The sequence below is a fragment of the Microbacterium sp. Z12_35 genome (assembly GCF_058310475.1).
In genome coordinates, this window is record NZ_JBZEGJ010000002.1 from 710817 (window position 1) to 731804 (window position 20988).

A 20988-nucleotide genomic window follows, 5' to 3' on the forward strand; every position below is an offset into this window, starting at 1 on the left:
CGGCTGCGCTGTCAAGCCCGAAGCGCTCGGCACATCCGGCCTGGTGGAATTCCCGCATGGATGACCGAGAGAGGGCGCCGATCGAATCCGGACCGGACCCCGACACCTCCTCCGCCGGTGAGCCGGACCTGGAGCCGGGACCGGACACGGATCCGGAAGACAACCGACCGCTCGCGGAAGAGGACGGGGTGCAGGACACCCCGATCTGACCGAGACCTCGGGCAGTGCGAGTGCGAGTGCGAGCGCGAGTGCGAGTGCGAGTGCGAGTGCGAGGGTGAGGGCGAGGGCGCTCGATCTACGGCATGGGGATCAGGGCTGTGTGATGACGACCTTGCCGCCGCCGTTTTCGGCCAGGGCGTGAGCCTCGGCGATGTCGGCCAAGGAGAACTCGTGGTCGACGCGGGGCGTGTAGAGCCCGTCCCGCCCGAGCGCGGCGGCGTACCGCAGGAGCGCCGAGTCGTTGCGCGAGCTGACCGAGGTGGCGCCGAGCTGCGCGGCCCCCTGGTGGTCGATGACGGTGACGACCTGGGAGGCCACCCCCACGATGCTCACCAGATCCGGCAGGGAGTCGGACGGGGCCGAATGCAGGGCTGCGTCCACGCCGCTCGGCGCGAGGACGGCCACGCGCTCCGCCAGCCCCGGGCCGTATGCCGTGGGAAGAACACCGAGCGACTCCAGGTGCGGATGGTTGCTCTCGCGGCCCGTGCCGATGACGGTGGCGCCGGCGGCGAGGGCGAACGCTGCCGCAGCGGTGCCGACGGCACCGGAAGCGCCCTCGATGAGCAACGTCTTGCCGTTCAGGTCACCCAGAGCGTCGATGACGGCCGCGGCGGTGGCGGACGCGAGCCCTGCTGCGGCGGCCTGCGCCGTCGACCAGCTCTCAGGAACGGTGCTCCATGCAGTCAGGACCGCGAACTCCGCGGTGGCGTCGGTGACCCCGCCCAGGCCGAACACGAGGTCGCCCACCCGCGTGTCCGTCACACCCGGACCGACTTCGTCGACGACACCGACGGCGTCCCGGCCAGGGATGGCGGGCAGGGTCACGGGGAGGACCTGCGCGAGGTGGCCGGCGCGCAGGACGACGTCGATCGGATTCACGCTCGTCGCGCGCACCTTGATCCGAACCGAACCCGCACCGGCATGAGGTTCCGGCACGTCCTCGACGACGAGAACATCGGGGGCACCGTACGAGTGGAAACGGGCAGCGCGCATAACAGTTCAACTTTCTGGTGAGCATGAGGCAGCAAGTACTTGCTGCGGAAAGGAACACTATCCCGAATTACTTTCCGCGGCAAGCAACGCTACGATGTGACCATGTCCGCAGCAGATCGCCTCTCGCCGCAGGAGGATCGAACCTGGTCCCTACTGGTGGGCGTCATGATGTGGCTCCCCGCCGAACTGGATACCTACCTGGAGCGGTTCGCGGATCTCAGCCACGCCGAGTACGGGGTATTGCGCTGTCTGTCGCTCAGCGAGGACCGCGAAATCCACATGAGCCGCCTGGCTGCCACCGCCAGCGTGACGCCGTCGCATCTGTCGCGGATCGTCGGCCGATTGGAGAAACGAAGTCTCCTGGCGCGCAGCGCGGATCCCACGGACGCGCGGAAGACCCTCGCGAGGCTGACGCCATCGGGAGCGCGCCTTCTCGCGGAGGTGGAACCCGGCTACGTCGCGGAGGTCCGCGCCCGCGTGTTCGCACTTCTCGAGAATCGGCAGCTCGAGCAGCTGGAGGACATTGCCGAAGCGATTCTCACACCGCTCCGACCTGAGTGCGTTGACCTCCTGCCCCCTCGATCAGCTCGCTAGGCCCGCGACGAACGTGAGCAGGTCGTCGACGATCACCCGTGTCTGATCAGCGGGCGAAGCGCAGGGTGACGATCTGGAAGGGTCGCAGGTGCAGGGTCGCGATGAGTTCCTCGCCGGCGGTCACGTCGACCAGAGCGGATGCGGTGGTCACGCGCTCGAGCAGATCGGTCTCCGCCACCCCGTGCGCGGCGAATCCCGTCGAGACCGTGGCCGCAATCCGGCGTCCGAGCGCCTCGTACAAACGCACCACGACATCGCCGCTGCCGTCTTCGGCCGGCTTGACCGCTTCGACGACGACCCCCGAGCCCTCGTCGGCGTGAGAGTCCGAGTGCGCGACCGAGACGGAGATGAGCGGTGCGATCTCGGTGGCGGCGGCTCCGGGCAGTACCCGTTCCGGGAGATTGATGCGGTAGCCCTCGACCACCGCATCCGCGACGTCGGCGCCGATCACGAGACCCACGCGCAGGGTGTGGGTGCCCTGATCCTGTGTCGGGTCGGGGAAGAGCGCGGCTCGGATCAACGACAAGCGCACCGTCGAGATCGTGCCACCGCCGGCCGCGCGAGCCGCGCGCGTGACGTCATGCCCATAGGTGGAGTCGTTCACGACGGCCACTCCGAAGCCCGGTTCCGCGACGCGGACCCACCGGTGCGCCACCGTCTCGAACCGCGCGGCATCCCACGACGTGTTCGTATGCGTGGCGCGATCGATGTGGCCGAACTGGATCTCGGACGTCGCGCGATCGGTGTGCACGTCGACGGGGAACGCGAGCTTGAGCAGTTTCTGCGTTTCGTTCCAGTCGACGTCGAAAGTGAAGTCCACGGTGCGCGATCCGGCGTCCAGCGCGATGCGCTGGACGACACGGGATGCGCCGAACGAGCGTTCGACGACGACCTCGTCGTCCACGACTGAGACGCGGTCCGTCCCCGTGAGGTCGGTGACGGTCGAGCGGTAATGCACGTCGACATCCCATGCATCCCACTGGGTCGGGGTGTCGCGGTGCAGTTGCAGCAGCCCGCCGGCCGTCCCGGGCGGGACGCTTTCGCGCCCGGAGGCGAGATCGACCGCGGATGTCACGAGCCCCCGTTCGTCGATGACCACTCGCACGACGCCGTTGTCGAGGATCCACTGCGACCCGCTCGCGCTCGGGGTCACGCGGGCGGGTGGCGTGCTGAGTGCCACGCCCAGGGCGGGCACACCGGCACGTGCGTGCGGGGCGGCGTTCACGGTCAGGGTGTGCGTGCCCTCGCCGGCCAGCTGACGGAGACTGGTCGCAATGACGTCCTCCAGCTCCCGCGCGACGTGGGCGTAATTGCGCTCCGCGTCCTGGTGAACCCAGGCGATCGACGATCCAGGCAGGATGTCGTGGAACTGCTGCAGCAGCACGATCTCCCAGGCGCGCGCCAGACGGTCGGTCGGATACTCGGCGCCGACCCGAACCGTGGCCGTCGTCGCCCAGAGTTCGGCCTCGCGCAGGAGATGCTCGCTCCGGCGGTTGCCCTTCTTCGTCTCGAGCTGGCTCGTGTAGGTTCCGCGGTGGAACTCGAGATACAACTCGCCCACCCACACCTCCGGGTCGGGATACTCCGCCTCGGCGGCCTCGAAGAACCGGCGCGGAGTGGAGTGGACGACGCGGGGGGATCCTTCGAGCGAGCCGGCCCGCGCGATGGCCTCCGTCATCTCCCTCGTGGGCCCGCCCCCACCGTCGCCGAAGCCGTAGGGCAGGAGCGAGACGGTACCGCGTCCCTTGTCCGCGTAGTTACGCTCGGCGCGCGCCAGCTCCGCGGCCGACACGATCGAGTTGTAGGTGTCCACGGGCGGGAAGTGCGTGAACAAGCGGGTGCCATCGATGCCCTCCCACTGGAACGTGTGATGCGGCATGCGGTTGGTCTCGTTCCACGAGATCTTCTGGGTGAGGAACCACTGCGCGCCCGCTGCCCGGGCCACCTGAGGCAGGGCGGCGGTGAAGCCGAACGAGTCGGGCAGCCATACCTCGGGAGTATCGATGCCGAACTCGCGAAGGAAGAAGCCCTTGCCGGCGACGAATTGTCGGGCGAGTGCTTCGCTGCCGGGCATGTTCGTGTCCGCCTCGACCCACATCCCGCCGACCGGGACGAACCGGCCCTCGGCGACACGGGCGCGGATACGCGCGAACAGGTCGGGGTAGTACTCCTTCATCCACGCATACTGCTGCGCGGACGACGCGGCGAAGACGAAGTCGGGGTTCTCGTCCATCAGGGACAGTGCGTTCGAGAAGGTTCTGGCCACCTTGCGCACGGTCTCGCGCACCGGCCAGAGCCAGGCCGAGTCGATGTGCGCGTGACCGACGGCGTGGAGCGTGTGCGCACTGGCGGTGGCGGGGCTGGCGAGCACGGGCGCGAGCGCGGCGCGGCCGGCGGCGGCGGTCCCGGCGACGTCGGTCGGGTCGACCGTGTCGATCATCCGCTCGAGCGCCACGATGATGTCGGCGCGTCGCGGAGAGCCCGCGTCCAGCTGCGCGGCGAGACCGTGCAGCGTGACGGTGTCGGCCAGGAGGGCCGTCACCTCCAGATCACGCAGGCGCACATCCACGTGTCGCAACCGGTAGACCGGGTCGGTACCCGCGGTGCGCGGGTCACCTACAGGCGTCGGCGCGAAGCTGAAGAGGCTCCCCACATCCGGGTTCGATGCCCCCTCGATGTACACGTCGATGGTGCCGTCGGGAGCGACCGCCTCGACGACCGCGTTGTTGAGGGGCGCGATGGCGCGCACCGGCTCTCCGCCGGCCGACCACACCATCGCCTCGCATTGGAAGCCGGGCTGGCCCATGGTGAATCCGAGGTCGGCGACGAGCTCGGCCCGCGTGCCGTCGGGCAGTGCGCCGTCGTCCGTCCGCCAGTCGTCCGGTACCCCACCACTCACCCGGAACCACGTCGTCCCCCAGGGGCGCCCCCAGAGATCTCCGGCGGAAATCGGCCGGTAGGCGCCGGCGGCGGCCTCGGCGATGGTCACGGGTTCGCCGGGCGCGTCCCAGCACACCAGCTGCAGCGGTCGTGCATCGCGGTGCACGGCGGGCAGGAGTCGCTCGCGGATGAATCGTTCGACTCGGAGAGCGGCCAGGGCGGAGCGGTCGTGCATCGCGTTCCTTTCTACGGGATGACAGGGGAGGTCGATTCAGCCCTTGACGGAGCCGGCAAGGGCGAACGCGCCGCCGGAGAGCCTTTGGACCAGAACGTAGAGCACGACCATCGGCGCGGCGTAGATCACGGAGTACGCGGCGAGTTGCCCGTACGCGACCGAGCCGTATTGACCGAAGAAGTTGAAGATCGACACCGCAGCCGGGACCTTCGAGGAGGTGAAGAGCAAGACGAACGGGACGAAGAAGTTGCCCCACGCCGTGGTGAACACGAAGATGAACACCACGCCGATGCCGGGCCTCATGAGCGGGATGACGATGCGCGCGAGCGCCTGCATCGATCCCGCGCCGTCGACCCACGCCGCTTCTTCGAGCGAGATGGGCACCGAATCCATGAAGTTCTTCAGCATCCAGATCGCCATCGGCAGCGACGTCGCCGCCATGAAGACGATGACCCCCCACACCGAGTCGAGCAGCCCGAACGACACGAACAGGGCGTAGACCGGCACCATCATCGCGGTGATGGGGAGACCTGTGCCGAACAGGATCCCGTACATGAAGGTCTTCTGGAAACGCATCGCGTAGCGCGAGAGCGGGTATGCCGCGAGCACGCCGGCGACGACGGTGATCACGGCCGTGCCCAAGGAGATGACGATCGAGTTCAGTAACGGCTGCCATGTCAGTTCCCAGGTCATGACCTGGGTGTAGTTCTCGAGCGTCCACGTCACGGGCACCTTCATGGTGACCTTCGCCTCACCGTCGAAGGACGCGAAGACGACCCACAGCAGGGGGATGAGGAAGATGACGCCGATCACGGCCAGGATCACCGACGACAGGATGGTCTGCGGTCCCTTGCGCGGCGCCGAGATCGCTGCGGTGCCCGCCATCAGTCCACCTCCGGCTTGAGGATCTTGATGTACATCACCGAGAAGACGGCACCGATCAGGAGGGTGACCGTGGCGACGGCGGTGCCGTATCCGACCTGCGCGAACTTGAAGGCCTCCTGGTAGGCGAGGACCGGCAGGGTCGAGGACTGGGTGCCGGGGCCGCCGCCGGTCATCACCCAGATGAGGGTGAAAACGCCGAGGGTCTGCAGGGTGGTCAGCAGGAGGTTGGTCGAGATCGACCGTCGAATGACGGGGAGCGTCACATGGGTGAATCGCTGCCAGGCGCCGGCCCCGTCGATCGTCGCCGCCTCTGTCAGCTCGGGCGGCACCTCCGAGAGCGCGGCGTTGTAGACCATCATCGAGAACGCGGTGCCTCGCCAGATGTTGGCGAGGATGACCGAGAGCATCGGGAAGTAGTACAGCCAGCTGGTGCCTTCGAGTCCGAACCAGCCGAGGAAGGTGTTGAGCGTCCCGTCCGTCTGGAAGAAGGCATACAGCGCGAAGGCCGCGACGATCTCGGGCAGCACCCAGGCCAGCACGACGAGCCCGCCGACGAGGGAGCGCAGCGGTTTCACCGAGCTCCTGATGAGGACGGCCAGCAGCATGCCCAGCACGTTCTGTCCGATCACGGCCGAGGCGAGCACGAAGATGACGGTGAGCCCGAGGGAGAGCCAGAACTCCGGCGACCCGATGAGTTCGGCGTAGTTGGCCAGGCCGATGAACTGCGGGTCCGCGGCCCGCGGTCCGGTGAGGGCGCGGTCGGTGAGGGAGCCGTACAGCGAGTACACGATCGGCCCCAACATGAACGCCAGCAGGAGCAGCGTCGCAGGCAACAGCGGCAGCAGCCGAGCGGCCGTGCGGGCGGGACGCCCGGGCCGGGAGGAGGCCCCCCGGTCCGGGCGGTGCCGGCCACCTGTGGTGAGTGTGGCGGTGGCGGTCATCCCGACGTCATCCCGCCTGCGTGTTGTCTTCGCCGACGATGCCCAGCAGAGCCGAGTCATATGCCGATTGGGCCTCCTCGGGAGTGGCCTGCCCCGTGAAGACGGCCTCCGTCGCGACCGGGATGTTGGACGAGATCTGTGAGTAGTCCGGCGTCGCGGGGCGGAAGTGCGTGTAAGGCACCAGCGAGGAGAAGAACTCGAACGAGGGATTGAAGTCGAGGTACTCCTGGCTCTCCGCGACGTCCTTCCGCACGGCGATCTGGCCCGCTTCCTGGTGGTACGTCAGTGCATTGTCGAAGGTGAGGGCCTGTGCCATGAAGTCGAAGGCCGCCTGCGGGTCGGACGCGTTCGCACCCATCGCGAGCGTCCATCCCCCCGACATGGAGGTGAAGCCGTCGCCGCCGCCGTCCTGGGTGGGCATGGCGGCGAATCCGAGCGTCTCCTCCCACTCCGGCCAGGCGTTCTCGCCGTTGATCCAGTTGCTGGGCAGCCAGGAGCCGTCGAGCGCGATCGCGATGCCGCCTTGGGGGAGCAGCTCGGTGCTGACCTTCGTCCCCCAGCCCGCGTCGAGCGCCTGCGCAGGGTCGGGGCCGAGTTCTTCATCGGCGACCGTCTGGTAGAACTGCAGCGCATCGAGGAAACCTTGTGACCCGGTCAGCCACCTGTTCGAATCGGTGTCCATCAGTTCGTCCTCCGTGCCGTACAGCAACATCTCGAAGCCCTGCATCGAGGTCGCCTCGCCGAGCGCCTGCGATGCGTAGACGTTGAACGGGATGACGTCGGGGTCGCTCTCCTTCACAGCACGGGCGGCATCGAGGACGTCCTCCCAGCTCGTCGGTGCCCAGTCCTCGGGGAGGCCTGCGTCCGTGAGGATCTGCTTGTTGAAGTAGAGGCCACGGGTATCGGTGCCGAGGGAGATGCCGTAGGTCTTGCCGTCGTCGCCCAGACCCGCCTGGCGGGCGCCGTCGTCGTACTGATCCCACTGGTCCCAGTCGGCCACGAAGTCGTCGATGGGCTGCAGGTAGCCGGCCGCGGCATCGGAGCGGATCTGGAAGGTGTCTTCGTAGATCACGTCGGGAGCGGTGTCGGGCGAGCCATTCATGAGGGCGAGCTTGGTGAAGTACTGGTCCTGCTCGGCTTCGATCGGGACGAGCTCGACCGTCGCCCCGGGGTGAGCCTCCTCGTACTCCTCCTTCGTGAGCTTCATGAGTTCGTCCATCGCCGTAAACGACGTGGTCTTCTGGTACGCCACCCGGATGGTGTCGTCAGACCCGCCGCCCTCGCCGCTCGCCCCGCAGCCCCCGAGCGCCAGTGCGAACGCGGTCGTCCCCGCGATCGCGAGAACCGCCTTCGATCTCTTCACGGTCAAAGCTCCTTCGCTTTTCCAGACGCACGTTGGGGTGCGCACGTCTTTTCTAAACCAAATGGATTAAATAGACAAGGGTTCTCCGGGTCGGAGTCGCCCTCAGCGGGACGCGATCATCAGATCGGTGGGTCGTGCGGTGAGAGCCGAATCGAGCACCAGGCAGGCGGCGCCCACGGCCGCGACGTCCGTGCCGAGGGAGCTCTCGAGCAGTCGGATGCCGCGCACCGTCGCGGTGGCGCGGCTCGCGGCCACCGCGCTTTGCAGCACGGGGCGGCCGGCTGCGGCGAGCAGGCTCCACAGCGGTCCGCCGACGACCACCACGTCGGCATCGAGAAGGTTGTTGACCTGTACGACCGCCCGAGCGAGATTCTCGCCGGCGCGCTCTACCGCCGCGACGGCGGCAGGATCGCCGTGCATCGCGCGCTGGGTGAGCGTGGCGAGGTGAGCGCGCAGCTCAGGGGCGGTGGGGGAGGCCCCGGGGGCGAGCACGCCGCCGTCGACGAGCAGGCGCTCCGGGGCGATGGCCGCACCGAGGCATCCCCGTTGCCCACAGGCACACGATGGTCCCTCGAGCTCGACGACGAGGTGGGCCACGTCGCCCGCGTTGCCCGTGCGCCCGCGAAGTGGCGTGCCATCCATCGCGAGTCCCACCCCGACCCCGGCTCCGTAGTAGACGAAGATCGCATCGTCGAGGTCCTGATTCGCGTCGGTCCACAGCTCGCCGACCATCGCGGCCACGACATCCTTCTCGACCGTCACGGCCAGGCCCGTTGCCTCCTGCAGCCGCTCGCGCAGATGCACGTGACGCCACGCCGGCACCAGGAGCGGCGGTTCGAAGAGAACGCCGCGCGCGGAGTCGAGGGGTCCGGGGGCGGCGACGCCGATCCCCAGCACACGGTCGCGCGGCAGCCCTGCGGCGGCGAGCAGCTCCTCCACGGCGCGGGTGAGATCCGCGACCAGATCTTCGGCCGTGCCTGTCTGCCGGGGAGTGTGCTCGGCGTGGGCGATCACCGCGCCGGTGAGGTCGACCGCCACGAACGTGTCGACGGCGGGGTCGAGATGGATGCCGACGGCGCAGCGCGCCGCAGGATCCAGCCGCAGCGGCGTGCGCGGCTTGCCCGGGCCCGCCGCGATGGGCGTCCCCTCCACGATCCAGCCTTCGTTCACCAGCCGCCGAGCGACGTTGCTGAGCGTCTGGGCGGATAATCCGGTGCGCGCCGCGAGCTCGATGCGGCTGATGCCCTCGGGTGCTCGCCGGATGAGGTCGAGCACGAGCGTCTGATTGTAGGTGCCGACCGCCGGCAGGTTGGACCCGCGTCTCATGAGTTCCTCCGGTCGCACCATACTGCGCCCGGGGCCTCCCGCCGTTACGGTCGAGCGTCAAGCCCCCGCGGCGCCCGGAGTGCCACTCGTATGGTCGAGACATGTCCCACACCGCAGACAGCGCCCCCGACGACCGTCACGACGACGTCTTCGAGGAGCAGCAGATCGTCGATCCACCCGAGCCGCCGCAGCCCGAAGTGGATGTCGCCGAGGACTGATCCAGCCGGCGCGGAGTCGAGGCTCGGGGGAGATGCGGCGCTCGACGTGCCCGTGCCCGTGCCGTGAACGAGGCTGCCGGCGTCCAGCTCAGGGGGCCAGCGCCCCCGGGTGACGCAGAAGCGGGATGAGTAACTCGGCGATCGCTCTTTCGGTACCGGATGCATCGAGGCCCCCGTCGACGCGCAGTACCCGCCACGTCGTGGCATCGCACAATGCCACGATCTGAGCGGAGCGGCGAACGAGCGTCGGCGCATCGAGCGCCGGGTCCAGGTGCTCCGCGAACGTGCGGCGGCACCAGTCGACGTGGTAGGCGCGTCCTCGCGCGACGATCTCGGGGAGCCCCGCGACGAGTGGCGCCTCGGCGTACGTCTTGAGGATGAGCAAGCCGTAGTCCTCGTAGTGCTCGACGAGCGCGGCGATCGTGTCTGCCGCAGTCGACCGCGACGCCGCTTCGCGCTTCGCGGCGATGCGGCTGAGCTCGCGCTCCACCGTCGTGGTCATGAGCGCGGCCTTGCTGCCGAACCTGCGGATCACCGTCTGCACGGTGACATCGGCATCCGCGGCCACGTCCTCGAGGCGGACGCGCTCGTAGGGCGTGGTGCGCAGCAGCGCGAGCATTGCGTCCACGATGCGCTCCGCCGTCCGCTCTGCCGCATCCGCACGTGCCGACATGCGATACTCTCGCTTATTCATGTTAAGCACGCTAACATCAAAATATGGATACCTTCATCGGGCACATCGGGCGCGTCGAAACCTGCCTTGGTTCCCTGTCCGTGCGGCGCATCGGGCGAGGTGCGCCGACCGTGCTCTGGTCGTCGATGTTCGTCGACAGCCACACGTGGGATCCCCTGCTGCCGCTTCTGCTGGACGGTGACCCCGGGCGGGAGTACGTGCTGATCGATCCGCCCGGCTTGGGGCGCAGCGAGCCTCTTTCGCGGCGCACCAACATGGTCGAGGCCGCAGGGGCGGCACGCGATGCCCTGCGGGGGCTCGGCCTGAGCGGTCCGGTCGACTGGATCGGCAACGCGTTCGGAGGCCACGTCGGTTACGAGTTGGCGACAGACTCGTCCGTGATGCGCAGCTTCGTCGCGATCAGCGCGCCCACCCAACCCGTCCCGGCGGCGCTCCGGCGTCAGATCGCTCTCCTTCATCCCCTCCTCCGCCTCGCCGGACCCGTTCGGCCTGTGCAGAAGGCCGTCATCGCGGCGATGCTGACGGATGCCTCGGCCACAGACACGCGCATCCTGCGTGTGGTGACGGAGAGCCTCGCGAGACCGACGCGCAAGAGCATGAGCTATGCGCTGCGCTCGTTCATCATCGACCGCCGCGATGTCACGGAGCGGCTCGCGCGCATCACGGCGCCGAGCCTGTTCGTCGCCTCCGACGATCGCGGCGACTGGAGCCCCGAGGACGCGCAGCGTGCGGCCGCGCTTGCCCCGAATGCCCGTGCCCTCACGATCTCGGGAGCGCGGACACTCGTGCCTCTGGAGCAGCCGGCGGCGCTGGCGGACGCGATTCTCGCCTTCTGGAGGGAGATCGGATAGGCGGACCCCCGCGGTTCAGGCAGGGTATCCGCGCGGGGCGGTGAAGGCGGCCCGCGCGCTACCGGTAGTTGGTGAACTGGAGGTCGACGTCGAGGTCGGCGGCCTTCAGGAGCCGGATGACCTCTTGAAGGTCGTCCCGGTTCTTCGACTGCACGCGCAGTTCGTCGCCCTGGATCTGGGACTTCACCGTCTTGGGCCCCTCGTCGCGGATGATCTTGCCGATCTTCTTGGCATCCTCCTGCGAGATGCCCTCCTTGAGCGTCGAGACGATCCGGAACTCCTTGCCGCTCGGGGTCGGTTCGCCCGAGTCGAGGCTCTTCAGCGAAATGCTGCGCTTGATGAGCTTCGTCTGGAAGACGTCGAGAACGGCCTTGGCTCGCTCCTCCGAGTTCGCCTTGATCAGGATGGACTCGCCGCTCCACTCGATGGAGGCGCCGGTGCCCTTGAAGTCGTAGCGCTGCTCGACCTCCTTGCGGGCCTGGTTGAGCGCGTTGTCCGCTTCCTGGCGATCGATCTTGGAAACGATGTCGAATGAGCTGTCGGCCATGACGCGAGTGTAGCCGCGACCGTCGGAGCGCACGGGGAACGGGGCCGCGGATCGGCGAACGCCTCCGGCGGAACCCCGGATCACGTCTTCGTATCGAAACCGGGTGCACTTTGCATGGCGTGGGAGGCGGACGCAGACTGGAAGCGCTTGCATAACAAGCCCGGGGCCGACGATGTCCGCCAGTACTGCGCTGACAGCGGCCCCTTCTGACAGAGAGGCACACACCGATGAAGGTGAACACCAAGGGCGCGCTCGGATTCGGCGCCCTCATCGCCACGAGCGCCCTGCTCCTCGCCGGCTGCGCCGGCGGCGGGGGAGACAACGGCGGTTCGGGCGACGGGGATGCATCCGCGAAGCTGACCGTATGGGTCGACGCGAACCGCGCCGATGCCCTGAAGGACGTCGCCGCGGCGTTCGAGGAGGAGAAGGGCATCGAGGTCGACCTCGTTCAGCGCGACTTCACCAAGATCCAGGCCGACTTCGCCGCGCAGGTCCCCACCGGCAAGGGCCCCGACATCACCGTCGGCGCGCACGACTGGCTCGGCGGCTTCGTGCAGGACGGACTCGTCGCTCCCATTGAACTCGGCGACAAGGCCGCAGAGTTCCAGCAGGTCGCGATTCAGGCCTTCACGAACGAGGGCAACGTCTACGGGCTTCCCTACGCCACGGAGAACCTCGCGCTCATGCGCAACGTCGACCTCGTCCCCGAGGCGCCCACGTCCTTCGACGACATGATCGCCAAGGGAACCGCCGCGGGCGTGCAGTACCCGTTCGTCGTCGGCCTCGACCCGGCCAACGCCGACCCGTACCACCTGTACCCGTTCGAGACCTCGTTCGGTAACTCGGTCTTCGCTCAGAACGCCGACGGCAGCTACGACGGATCGCAGCTGACGATCGGCGACGCCGCCGGCCAGGCGTTCGCCACCTGGCTGGGCCAGCAGGGGGCCGCCGGGACGATCAACCTCAACCTCACGCAGGACCTCTCCAAAGAGGCCTTCAACTCGGGACAGACGCCGTTCATCCTGACCGGCCCGTGGAACGTGGCCGACGCTGAGGCCAAGGGCATCAACCTCGCCATCGACCCCATCCCCTCCGCGGGTGGGCAGACGGCCAAGCCGTTCGTGGGCGTCCAGGGCTTCTACCTCAACGCAAAGTCCGACAACGCGCTCGCCGCCAACGAGTTCCTCGTGAACTACCTGGCTACCGAGCCGGTGCAGACCGCGCTGTACGAGGCGGGCGACCGCCCGCCGGCACTGACCGCTGCGTATGAGAAGGCCGCGGCCGACCCCATCATCGCCGGCTTCGGCGCCGTGGGCGCCACGGGTGCTCCGATGCCCAGCATCCCCGAGATGGGTGCGGTCTGGGAGTTCTGGGGCGTGGCGGAGGTCGCCATCCTCAAGGGCGAAGATCCCGCCGCCACCTGGACCAAGATGGCCGAAGACATCCAGGGCAACATCGGCGGCTGACGCCCTTCGTCACCGCTGAAGCAGGTGGGGCGGCCTCCGGGCCGCCCCACCTCACTCTCTGAGCACTATCCGCACGAACAAGAAAGCACCGAGGATGACCCTCCCCCCGGTCGAGACCGACACACCCGCCGATCGTCGAGATCCGGCACTCGAAAAGCGCCGCCGCCGCGCCGAACGCTACGCCGAGGCCGCGTCGCTCGGGTGGAAGGTGTGGCTGGTCAAGATCGCCGCGCTGGCGATCGTCGACGCCGCCGCGGTCTACGCGATCATGGTGCTCGCGGTGTCCGACCAGTGGATCATCGCGGCGGTCGTGGCGCTCGTCACCGTCGGCGTCAACGTCGTCTATCTGACCCCGGGACTTCTCCCGGCCAAGTACCTCACACCCGGGCTGATCTTCCTGCTCGTCTTCCAGATCTTCGTGATCGGCTACACGGTCTACATCGCCTTCACGAACTACGGCTCGGGCCACAACTCGTCCAAGGACGACGCCGTCAACGCGCTCCTCCTGCAGTCGCAGGCCCGCGTCGAGGATTCTGCGACCTACCCCATCACGGTCGTCGAACAGAATGGCGTGTTCTCCCTACTGGTGACCGACCCCGAGAGCGGCGACGCCGAGGTCGGCAACAGCGAGGCTCCGCTCGAGCCGGTCGAGGCGGAGTTCAGCGGCGGCAAGGCCGTTTCCGCCGAGGGGTACAACACCCTCGAGTTCGCCCAGGTCATCGCGAACCAGGGCGAGATCGGTGCGATCGCCGTGCCGATCTCGGATGACCCGAACGACGGGTACCTGCGCACCACCGACGGCTCGAGCGCGTACCTGTTCACGTCGAGTCTGCAGTGGGATCCGGACGCGGACACCATGACCGACACGAGCACCGGCACGGTGTACCGCGACATCGGCACCGGTGCCTTCACCGCGGACGACGGCACGGAGCTCCTGCCCGGCTGGGTGGTGACCGTCGGCGTCGACAACTTCGTGCGTGCGTTCACCGAGGAGTCCATCCGCGGTCCGTTCATCGCGGTGGCCATCTGGACCTTCGTCTTCGCCTTCCTCTCGGTGGCGACGACGTTCGTCCTCGGGCTCTTCCTCGCCATCGTGTTCAACGATCCGCGGATGAAGAGCCGGAAGTACTACCGGATCATCATGATCCTCCCGTACGCCTTCCCTGCATTCCTCTCGGCGCTGGTGTGGGCGGGCCTGTTCAACCAGGACTTCGGGTTCATCAACCAGGTTCTCCTCGGCGGCGCCTCCATCCCGTGGCTGCAGGACCCGTTGCTCGCCAAGATCGCGATCCTCATCGTGAACCTCTGGCTGGGCTTCCCGTACATGTTCCTCGTCACCACCGGCGCGCTGCAGTCCATCCCCGACGACGTGACAGAGGCGGGCAGGGTGGACGGCGCGAGCGTGTGGCAGATCTTCCGCTACATCAAGTTCCCGCTGCTGCTCGTCTCGGTGGCGCCTCTGCTGATCTCTTCGTTCGCCTTCAACTTCAACAACTTCAACCTGATCTACATGCTCACCGGCGGCGGACCGCGCTTCGCGGACGCATCCATCAACGCCGGAGCAAGCGACATCCTGATCTCGATGGTCTACAAGGTGGCCTTCGTCGGACAGATGCGTGACTTCGGGCTGGCCAGCGCATTCTCGATCATCATCTTCCTGCTCGTGGGTGTCATCTCGTACATCGGATTCCGACAGACCAAGGCCCTTGAGGAGCTGAACTGACATGGCGCTGGATTCGACTCCTCTCGCCGGCGCCCGCCCGCCGCGCCGACCCTTCGGCGTGTGGTTCCGGCAGACCGGATGGCGCCACATCGTCGGCATCGTCATGCTGGTGTTCGCCGCGTTCCCCCTTCTGTACGTCCTGTCGGCAGCGCTGAACCCCGGCGGCACCCTGCTGACGGCGAACGGGTTGTTCCAGACGTTCAGCGGCGAGAGCTTCGTGCGGCTGTTCACCAACCCGACGCAGCCGTTCGGCGCGTGGTTCGTGAACTCCCTGGTGATCGGGATTTCGACCGCGATCGGCACGGTCCTCCTGGGCGCCTTGGCGGCGTACACGTTCTCGCGGATGCGGTTCACCGGGCGTCGCTTCGGGCTCCTGAGCCTCCTGCTCGTGCAGATGTTCCCGCAGCTGCTGGCGTTCGTGGCCATCTTCCTGCTCATGTCGACGATCGCCGACATCTTCCCCGCCATCGGCTTGAACACCCAGGTCGGCCTGATCATGGTGTACCTCGGGGGCGCGCTGGGGGTGAACACGTACCTCATGTACGGGTTCTTCAACACCGTGCCGGCATCGATCGACGAGGCCGCCAAGATCGACGGGGCCGGTCACGCGCGGATCTTCTTCACGATCATCCTGCGCCTGGTGGCGCCGATCCTCGCTGTCGTGGGGCTGCTGTCGTTCATCGCGACGATGAACGACTTCGTCATCGCTTCCGTCGTCCTCGTCGACCCGGACAAGCAGACCCTGGCGGTCGGGCTGTACCAGTTCGTGTCGCAGGAGACGGCGACGAACTGGAGCGTGTTCGCCGCCGGCGCCGTGATCGCCGCCATCCTGCCGATGGTGCTGTTCCTCGCCCTGCAGCGGTACATCGTCGGTGGTCTGACGGCCGGAAGCGTGAAGTAACCCGGCTGTCCCTCCCTCACCGATACGATCTCCCGGCGCCCGGCCCCGCGGGGGAGGGGCGTTCGTAGACTGTTCGGCATGCATGCTCTGACCGAGGACGAAGTGCGGGAGTCGTTCGTGAACGCGGGCGACGACGAACGACGGGTTGCGGGGATGCCGGTGGACTTCCTCCTGGCCGACTGGGATCACCTCGACTTCCTCGCGTGGCGTGACCCCCGCAACCGCGGTCGCGGATACGTCGTCATCGAGCGGGACGGCGTACCGCGCGGCGTCGTGGTGCGTGCGGCGGAAGGCTCCTCGAGTGCGCGGGCGGCCATGTGCAATCTGTGCCACACCATGCAGCCCGCCGACCAGGTGGCCCTGTTCACCGCGCGCAAGGCGGGTACGGCCGGCAAGGCCGGGGACAGCGTCGGGACGTACATGTGCGCCGACCTCTCATGCCACGAGACCGTCCGCCTTGCCATGCCGCTGGCGCCGAGCGAAGTCCGAGCGAGCGTCGACCTGAAGATCGACGGCACGCGCCGCCGCACCGAGGCCTTCGTCGAGCGGGTGCTCGAAACGGCAGACGTATGAATCGACGTGTCGTGGTGGTCGGCGACGCGCTCATCGATGAGCTCCGCGACAGCGAGGGGGTGCGCGAGTTCGTCGGGGGAGCCGCGCTCAACGTCGCGGTGGGGCTGTCACGGCTGGGCGTGCCGGCCACGCTCCTGGCGATGGTCGGCGACGACGAGCCCGGCTCGCGCATCCGCACGTATCTCGAGGACTACGGCGTGGATCTGATCGCGTCGCCCTCGGAGTACGGAACCTCCCGCGCCGTGAGTACGCGGTCCCGCTCGGGTGAGCCCGAGTACGTGTTCAACGATGCGGCGCAGCATCGCCGCATCCGGTTCGGGGAGAACGAACGCGCAGCGCTCCGCGACGCCGAAATGGTCGTGGTCAGCTGCTTCCCCTTCGACGACCGGGCGCAGACGCAAGAGTTCGCCGATGCTGTGTCCGCCGCATCCGTCGCGCTCGCCGTCGACCCGAACCCGCGGGCGGGGATGCTGCACGACCGTGACGAGTTCGTCCGCGGCTTCGAGCGTCTGGCCGCGGGGGCGATGCTGGTGAAGATCGGCGAGGACGATGCGCGACTGCTGTATCGCGAGTCACTCGACCGCGTGCGCCCGCGGATGACTGCCCTGGGTCCTGCTGCGGTTCTCGCGACATATGGTGCAGGCGGCGCGGCGATCGACGCGGGAAGGGACACGGTCGTCCGGCCCGTCTCGACCATGCCCGGGCGGATCATCGACACGATGGGCGCCGGCGACGCCGTGCTCGCAGCCACCGTGGCGCTGCTGCGCGACGGCGTGCCCGCCACTGCGGGAGAGTGGGCCGCGGTCCTCGAGCGGGCGATGGATGTGGCGGCCGCGACGTGCCGCTTCGAGGGGGCGTTGCTGCGCCTGCCCCGTGAGCTCGAGGGGCGCGAGCTGGACCACCTGGGCACCTGACGCGCACAAGTGTCTAGGGTGGGGGAACCTACCCTGGAGGACCTCCGTGTCAGACATCACGCTTGAGCAAGCACAATCCGTCGTCGCCGCCGCGCTGGCGGAATCGAAAGTGATCGGCACGCCGATGAACGTCGCGGTCGTCGACGCTGGCGGAAACCTGAAGGCGTTCGCGCGTCAGGATGGCGCGTGGCTCGGTTCCATCGACATCGCCGTGAAGAAGGCGCGTACCGCGCGCCTTTTCGACATGCACACCGGAGCGATCGGCGAGCTGTCCCAGCCCGGTGGCCCGCTCTACCAGATCGAACACTCCAACGGCGGGCTCATCACCTTCCCCGGTGGGATACCGCTCAGGGTCGACGGTGTGATCATCGGCGCCGTGGGTGTCTCGGGGAGCACGGTCGAGGACGACCACCGGGTCGCGGACGCAGGCGCCGCCGCGCTCTGACGACTTCGGCCGTCGCAGCGTGCCGTCTGGTTCGAGTTGAGCCGGACAGGGGAGTAATATCGGTGATCGCGCCTCTGTCCGACTGCCAAAGCCGGGCAGGTGCGCACCTGGCGAGTTACCCAAGCGGCCAAAGGGATCTGACTGTAAATCAGACTGCTCAGCATTCGGGGGTTCGAATCCCTCACTCGCCACCACCACCCTTTTAACCGCATGTAAACAACGAAAGCCGCTCTGCCAGTCCTCGGACAGGCAGGGCGGCTTTCGTCGTCGGTGGCGGTTTCGTGGCTACTCCCCCCCCGGCAGAAGCCTCTGCGTAGTTTCCCCGCCTCGAGTGCCTTCCGCCCGCAAAGGAGCGGAAGGCACCCGAGCTGGCGTCCCCCCCAGTGTGTGCCAGCGTTGATTATTCGGTGCCCTCACCTGATCGGATTGCACGCGCGAGCGGGGGGAGTGTCAAGCCTTGCGATGCGTGGCCGCGTTGTGCCACACGGAGATGCGTAGCGGCGGTTTGCCCCCATGCCGGTCCCCAATCTCCGGCCGGCCACGACTTTAGGAGTACACCGCCGACATCGGACCAGGGTCGAAAATCCGGGTATAAGTCCCACATGCCTACGCCGGCGGCGGCGGATTACCCCACGTGCACGGCCGAGCCATCGTCACGCTGGGGAAGGAGGTCGTTCTTGTCGCCGCGGATCAGGAAGACCGCGATGAGCGACGCCGCCACCATGACGACCGCGGCAGCGATGAAGACCGACGAGTAGCCGTCGGTGAACGCTGCGAACTGGTCGTTTCCGGATGCTGCAGAGCCCCCGGCTGCCCGGGCGTAGATCGCCGTGAACACCGATACTCCGACCGAGCCGCCGATCTGCATCGCGGCATTCACCGTGGCGGAGGCGGCTCCGGCGTCGTGCGGCGCGACTCCTGTGAGGGCGACGTTCTGCAACGGAACGAACAGGGCCGCGAGACCGGCGCCGAGCAGAACGAGCGCGGGCAGAACCTGGGTGACGTAGCTCCCGTCGGGCGTGATGAAGCTCAGGTAGAACAGGCCGGCAGCGGCGAACAACGGACCCACAACCAGCAGAGGGCGAGGGCCGATAGCCGGCAACACCTTGGTGAGTGCCGGAACGACGATGAGGATGACGACAGTCATCGCGACGTTGGCGAGACCCGCGAGGAGCGGCTTCATGCCCAGCACGATCTGAAAGTGGAAGGTCAGGTAGAGCGTCGCGCCGATGAGGACACTCCCCACGATCGCCTGAATGAGGAAGGCGCCGCCGCGCACACGGTTGAGGATGACCCGCAACGGCAGAAGCGGCTGCGCGACGCGTGACTCGATGAGCACGAAGAGGGCGAGCAGGCCGGCGCCGAGAGCGAGGAAGCCGATCGTGCCGATCGAACTCCAGCTCTCTTCGGCGAGGCTGAAGCCGTAGACGAGCGAGCCGAGGCCCAACGCCACCGTGATCGTTCCCCAGACGTCGTAACGGTTGTCGCCCTCCGCCGTGCTCTCCGTGAGGAAGAGGAATCCCCCGATGATGCCGACGACGACGAAGATCACGTTCACCAGCAGGCACCACCGCCAGCCGGCGAATTCCGTGAGTGCGCCGCCGAGCAACAGGCCCACCGCGGCACCGCTTCCGCCGATGATGCCGAACACGGCGAAGGCCGTGTTCCGCTCGCGGCCGGACGGGAAGGTCACCGTCAGCAGGGCGAGCGCGGCGGGGGCGAGCAGCGCCGCGAACAGTCCCTGGGCGCCCCGGGCGATGATCAACTCGGTGCCCGTCTGAGCGAACCCACCGTACGCGGATGCCACGCCGAAGCCCAACATGCCGACCATGAAGGCACGCCTGCGACCCCAGTAATCGGCGATCCGGCCGCCGAGGAGGAGCAGAGCACCGAAGACGAGAACGTAGGCGGTGACGACCCACTGGCGTTCGACGTCCGTGAGACCGAGTTCCCGCTGGGCCTCGGGCAGGGCGATGGTGACGATTGTGGCGTCAAGGACGACGACCAGCTGGGTCAGCGCGAGTACGCCGAGTGACCACCATGCACGGGATCTGGACAGAGTGATGGACATGAGAAGGCCCTCCAGGCTTCTGGCGAACGAAGTGCTGGAGGTTTCAAGCCTCGGACCGTCGCGGCACGATGTGCGGACGGCCTACTCCGACCGACGCGGTCGAACAGACCACGATTCTAACGCCGCAGCGCGGATCAACGCGGCAAGCGCGACGGGCGGCGCGCGGGGGCATGGGGCGGTCGGCTCAGGCGGACCGGGCGACGTCGTCGAAGGCGTCTTGCAGGGCGGCTTGGACCGCACGGATCCCCGGACGTCCGGCCGATCCGCTCCGAATGGCGGTGAAGACGTCGCGCCTCGGGTCGCCCGGAAGAGACACGAGGCGTACGGGCGGATCGTCCCCGGCGAACACGAGGTCGGGGAGCATGCCGACGGCGAGTCCGGATGTGATGAGCCGCACGTGGGCGGTGAGGTCGGCGAGCTCGAATCGAACATCGGGCTCGAACCCCGCGGCGCGGCACTGCTGCGTCGCCCACTGGCGCGCTGCCGTGCCGATCGGCTCCATCACCCAGGGTCGGTCGCGCAGCGCCGTCAATGCCGCCGAGGTGTCGCCCGGCGCGAGGGCGAGGCGGATCGCGTCATGCCCCAGGAGCACGCGCTCCACGCCGTCGCGATGCTCGCGCGTATGCCCGGGATACTGCTCGGCGACGACGAGGTCGAAGCCGCGTGCGGCGAGTTCGAACAGCCCGTCCTCCGGGGCGAGTTCGGCCACCTCCATGCGCAGTTCCGGCTCGTCACGGGCGAGGAGGGTGAGCGCCCGCGGGACGAGCCCGTGCGCGGCCGACTGCATGACGGCTACCCGCACCGGCGCGAGCGTCGGCTGCATGCGTTCCAGCTCGCTGCGCACCCCCTCGTCGGCATCCAGCATGTGGGCGGCGTGGGCGGCGAGGGCCTCGCCCTGGGCTGTCAGCCGCACGCGTCGCCCGTCTGGTTCGAGCAGCGCGACCCCGGCCTCGCGTTCCAGCTGCGCCAGTTGCTGAGAGATGGTCGACGGGCTGTAGGAGAGGGCCTCGGCCACGGCGGCGAGTGTGCCGCGCACCGACAGTTCGTGGAGCAGACGCAAGCGGCGGAGATCGAACACGAAGCATCCATTCGTCGACACAGCCGAACGGTATCCATCATAAATGGTCGCTTTTCCCGATTGGTGTGCGC

At 67.9% G+C, this 20988-nt stretch carries 19 protein-coding genes and 1 tRNA gene; 10 read left to right on the plus strand and 10 right to left on the minus strand.

Features of this window, described 5'->3' with window-relative positions; translation table 11 throughout:
* Window positions 1-56 precede the first annotated feature (56 nt).
* Window positions 57-209 carry a hypothetical protein gene (locus tag AC4FS1_RS16260; RefSeq protein ID WP_491156745.1) on the plus strand — a complete coding sequence of 51 codons (153 nt, stop codon included), beginning with the start codon at window positions 57-59 and terminating at the stop codon, window positions 207-209.
* A 100-nt stretch (window positions 210-309) separates the two neighbouring features.
* Here AC4FS1_RS16260 and AC4FS1_RS16265 read toward each other — a convergent pair whose 3' ends face one another.
* Window positions 310-1212 carry an NADP-dependent oxidoreductase gene (locus tag AC4FS1_RS16265; protein WP_491156746.1) on the minus strand — a complete coding sequence of 301 codons (903 nt, stop codon included), beginning with the start codon at window positions 1210-1212 and terminating at the stop codon, window positions 310-312.
* 102 nt (window positions 1213-1314) lie between these two features.
* Between AC4FS1_RS16265 and AC4FS1_RS16270 the strand changes: the two genes are divergently transcribed.
* The gene (locus tag AC4FS1_RS16270) at window positions 1315-1806 is read left to right on the plus strand and encodes a MarR family winged helix-turn-helix transcriptional regulator (RefSeq protein WP_491156747.1); all 492 of its coding nucleotides are present in this window, start codon (window positions 1315-1317) and stop codon (window positions 1804-1806) included.
* Between the two features lie 46 nt (window positions 1807-1852).
* On the opposite strand, the gene AC4FS1_RS16275 is transcribed toward AC4FS1_RS16270, so the two are convergent.
* From AC4FS1_RS16275 to AC4FS1_RS16300, 6 genes are all read right to left on the minus strand, one after another.
* Entirely contained in the window at window positions 1853-4921 is a 3069-nt protein-coding gene (locus AC4FS1_RS16275; protein WP_491156748.1) for an alpha-mannosidase, read from the minus strand.
* Between the two features lie 36 nt (window positions 4922-4957).
* Window positions 4958-5806 (minus strand): carbohydrate ABC transporter permease, encoded by an 849-nt coding sequence (locus AC4FS1_RS16280; protein ID WP_491156749.1) that lies wholly within the window; start codon window positions 5804-5806, stop codon window positions 4958-4960.
* The gene (locus AC4FS1_RS16285) at window positions 5806-6747 is read right to left on the minus strand and encodes a carbohydrate ABC transporter permease (RefSeq protein ID WP_491156750.1); all 942 of its coding nucleotides are present in this window, start codon (window positions 6745-6747) and stop codon (window positions 5806-5808) included. The genes AC4FS1_RS16280 and AC4FS1_RS16285 overlap by 1 nt, the downstream gene beginning before the upstream one ends.
* 7 nt (window positions 6748-6754) lie before the next feature.
* A complete protein-coding gene (locus AC4FS1_RS16290; protein ID WP_491156751.1) occupies window positions 6755-8110 on the minus strand; it encodes an extracellular solute-binding protein in 1356 nt (451 codons plus the stop codon).
* A 102-nt stretch (window positions 8111-8212) separates the two neighbouring features.
* Entirely contained in the window at window positions 8213-9436 is a 1224-nt protein-coding gene (locus tag AC4FS1_RS16295; protein ID WP_491156752.1) for an ROK family transcriptional regulator, read from the minus strand.
* A 306-nt stretch (window positions 9437-9742) separates the two neighbouring features.
* On the minus strand, window positions 9743-10348 hold the full coding sequence (locus AC4FS1_RS16300) for a TetR/AcrR family transcriptional regulator (RefSeq protein WP_491156753.1): 606 nt from the start codon (window positions 10346-10348) through the stop codon (window positions 9743-9745).
* Between the two features lie 23 nt (window positions 10349-10371).
* Between AC4FS1_RS16300 and AC4FS1_RS16305 the strand changes: the two genes are divergently transcribed.
* Window positions 10372-11199: an alpha/beta fold hydrolase gene (locus AC4FS1_RS16305; protein ID WP_491156754.1), complete on the plus strand. Its 828-nt coding sequence runs from the start codon at window positions 10372-10374 to the stop codon at window positions 11197-11199.
* Between the two features lie 58 nt (window positions 11200-11257).
* On the opposite strand, the gene AC4FS1_RS16310 is transcribed toward AC4FS1_RS16305, so the two are convergent.
* On the minus strand, window positions 11258-11746 hold the full coding sequence (locus tag AC4FS1_RS16310) for a YajQ family cyclic di-GMP-binding protein (RefSeq protein WP_491156755.1): 489 nt from the start codon (window positions 11744-11746) through the stop codon (window positions 11258-11260).
* A 227-nt stretch (window positions 11747-11973) separates the two neighbouring features.
* Between AC4FS1_RS16310 and AC4FS1_RS16315 the strand changes: the two genes are divergently transcribed.
* From AC4FS1_RS16315 to AC4FS1_RS16345, 7 genes are all read left to right on the plus strand, one after another.
* Window positions 11974-13212 (plus strand): sugar ABC transporter substrate-binding protein, encoded by a 1239-nt coding sequence (locus tag AC4FS1_RS16315; protein WP_491156756.1) that lies wholly within the window; start codon window positions 11974-11976, stop codon window positions 13210-13212.
* Window positions 13213-13306: 94 nt separating this feature from the next.
* Entirely contained in the window at window positions 13307-14935 is a 1629-nt protein-coding gene (locus tag AC4FS1_RS16320) for an ABC transporter permease subunit (RefSeq protein ID WP_491156757.1), read from the plus strand.
* Window position 14936: 1 nt separating this feature from the next.
* A complete protein-coding gene (locus AC4FS1_RS16325) occupies window positions 14937-15836 on the plus strand; it encodes a sugar ABC transporter permease (protein ID WP_491156758.1) in 900 nt (299 codons plus the stop codon).
* Between the two features lie 78 nt (window positions 15837-15914).
* Complete coding sequence (locus AC4FS1_RS16330; RefSeq protein WP_491156759.1) at window positions 15915-16409, plus strand: FBP domain-containing protein; 495 nt, start codon at window positions 15915-15917, stop codon at window positions 16407-16409.
* On the plus strand, window positions 16406-17323 hold the full coding sequence (locus AC4FS1_RS16335; RefSeq protein ID WP_491156760.1) for a PfkB family carbohydrate kinase: 918 nt from the start codon (window positions 16406-16408) through the stop codon (window positions 17321-17323). The genes AC4FS1_RS16330 and AC4FS1_RS16335 overlap by 4 nt, the downstream gene beginning before the upstream one ends.
* 46 nt (window positions 17324-17369) lie before the next feature.
* Window positions 17370-17768, plus strand: coding sequence for a GlcG/HbpS family heme-binding protein (locus AC4FS1_RS16340; RefSeq protein WP_491156761.1), 399 nt, complete (start codon window positions 17370-17372; stop codon window positions 17766-17768).
* A 109-nt stretch (window positions 17769-17877) separates the two neighbouring features.
* A tRNA-Tyr gene (locus AC4FS1_RS16345) sits at window positions 17878-17962 on the plus strand.
* 431 nt (window positions 17963-18393) lie between these two features.
* Here AC4FS1_RS16345 and AC4FS1_RS16350 read toward each other — a convergent pair.
* Window positions 18394-19839: an MFS transporter gene (locus AC4FS1_RS16350; protein ID WP_491156762.1), complete on the minus strand. Its 1446-nt coding sequence runs from the start codon at window positions 19837-19839 to the stop codon at window positions 18394-18396.
* Window positions 19840-20023: 184 nt separating this feature from the next.
* Window positions 20024-20917, minus strand: a complete 894-nt coding sequence (locus tag AC4FS1_RS16355; protein WP_491156787.1) for a LysR family transcriptional regulator — start codon at window positions 20915-20917, stop codon at window positions 20024-20026.
* Window positions 20918-20988 lie beyond the last annotated feature (71 nt).

Bases quoted from the DNA above. Each gene is read 5' to 3' on its own strand.
- AC4FS1_RS16260 (WP_491156745.1), top strand. From the start codon at position 57: ATGGATGACCGAGAGAGGGCGCCGATCGAATCCGGACCGGACCCCGAC.
- AC4FS1_RS16265 (WP_491156746.1), bottom strand. From the start codon at position 1,212: ATGCGCGCTGCCCGTTTCCACTCGTACGGTGCCCCCGATGTTCTCGTC.
- AC4FS1_RS16270 (WP_491156747.1), top strand. From the start codon at position 1,315: ATGTCCGCAGCAGATCGCCTCTCGCCGCAGGAGGATCGAACCTGGTCC.
- AC4FS1_RS16275 (WP_491156748.1), bottom strand. From the start codon at position 4,921: ATGCACGACCGCTCCGCCCTGGCCGCTCTCCGAGTCGAACGATTCATC.
- AC4FS1_RS16280 (WP_491156749.1), bottom strand. From the start codon at position 5,806: ATGGCGGGCACCGCAGCGATCTCGGCGCCGCGCAAGGGACCGCAGACC.
- AC4FS1_RS16285 (WP_491156750.1), bottom strand. From the start codon at position 6,747: ATGACCGCCACCGCCACACTCACCACAGGTGGCCGGCACCGCCCGGAC.
- AC4FS1_RS16295 (WP_491156752.1), bottom strand. From the start codon at position 9,436: ATGAGACGCGGGTCCAACCTGCCGGCGGTCGGCACCTACAATCAGACG.
- AC4FS1_RS16300 (WP_491156753.1), bottom strand. From the start codon at position 10,348: ATGAATAAGCGAGAGTATCGCATGTCGGCACGTGCGGATGCGGCAGAG.
- AC4FS1_RS16305 (WP_491156754.1), top strand. From the start codon at position 10,372: ATGGATACCTTCATCGGGCACATCGGGCGCGTCGAAACCTGCCTTGGT.
- AC4FS1_RS16310 (WP_491156755.1), bottom strand. From the start codon at position 11,746: ATGGCCGACAGCTCATTCGACATCGTTTCCAAGATCGATCGCCAGGAA.
- AC4FS1_RS16315 (WP_491156756.1), top strand. From the start codon at position 11,974: ATGAAGGTGAACACCAAGGGCGCGCTCGGATTCGGCGCCCTCATCGCC.
- AC4FS1_RS16320 (WP_491156757.1), top strand. From the start codon at position 13,307: ATGACCCTCCCCCCGGTCGAGACCGACACACCCGCCGATCGTCGAGAT.
- AC4FS1_RS16325 (WP_491156758.1), top strand. From the start codon at position 14,937: ATGGCGCTGGATTCGACTCCTCTCGCCGGCGCCCGCCCGCCGCGCCGA.
- AC4FS1_RS16330 (WP_491156759.1), top strand. From the start codon at position 15,915: ATGCATGCTCTGACCGAGGACGAAGTGCGGGAGTCGTTCGTGAACGCG.
- AC4FS1_RS16335 (WP_491156760.1), top strand. From the start codon at position 16,406: ATGAATCGACGTGTCGTGGTGGTCGGCGACGCGCTCATCGATGAGCTC.
- AC4FS1_RS16350 (WP_491156762.1), bottom strand. From the start codon at position 19,839: ATGTCCATCACTCTGTCCAGATCCCGTGCATGGTGGTCACTCGGCGTA.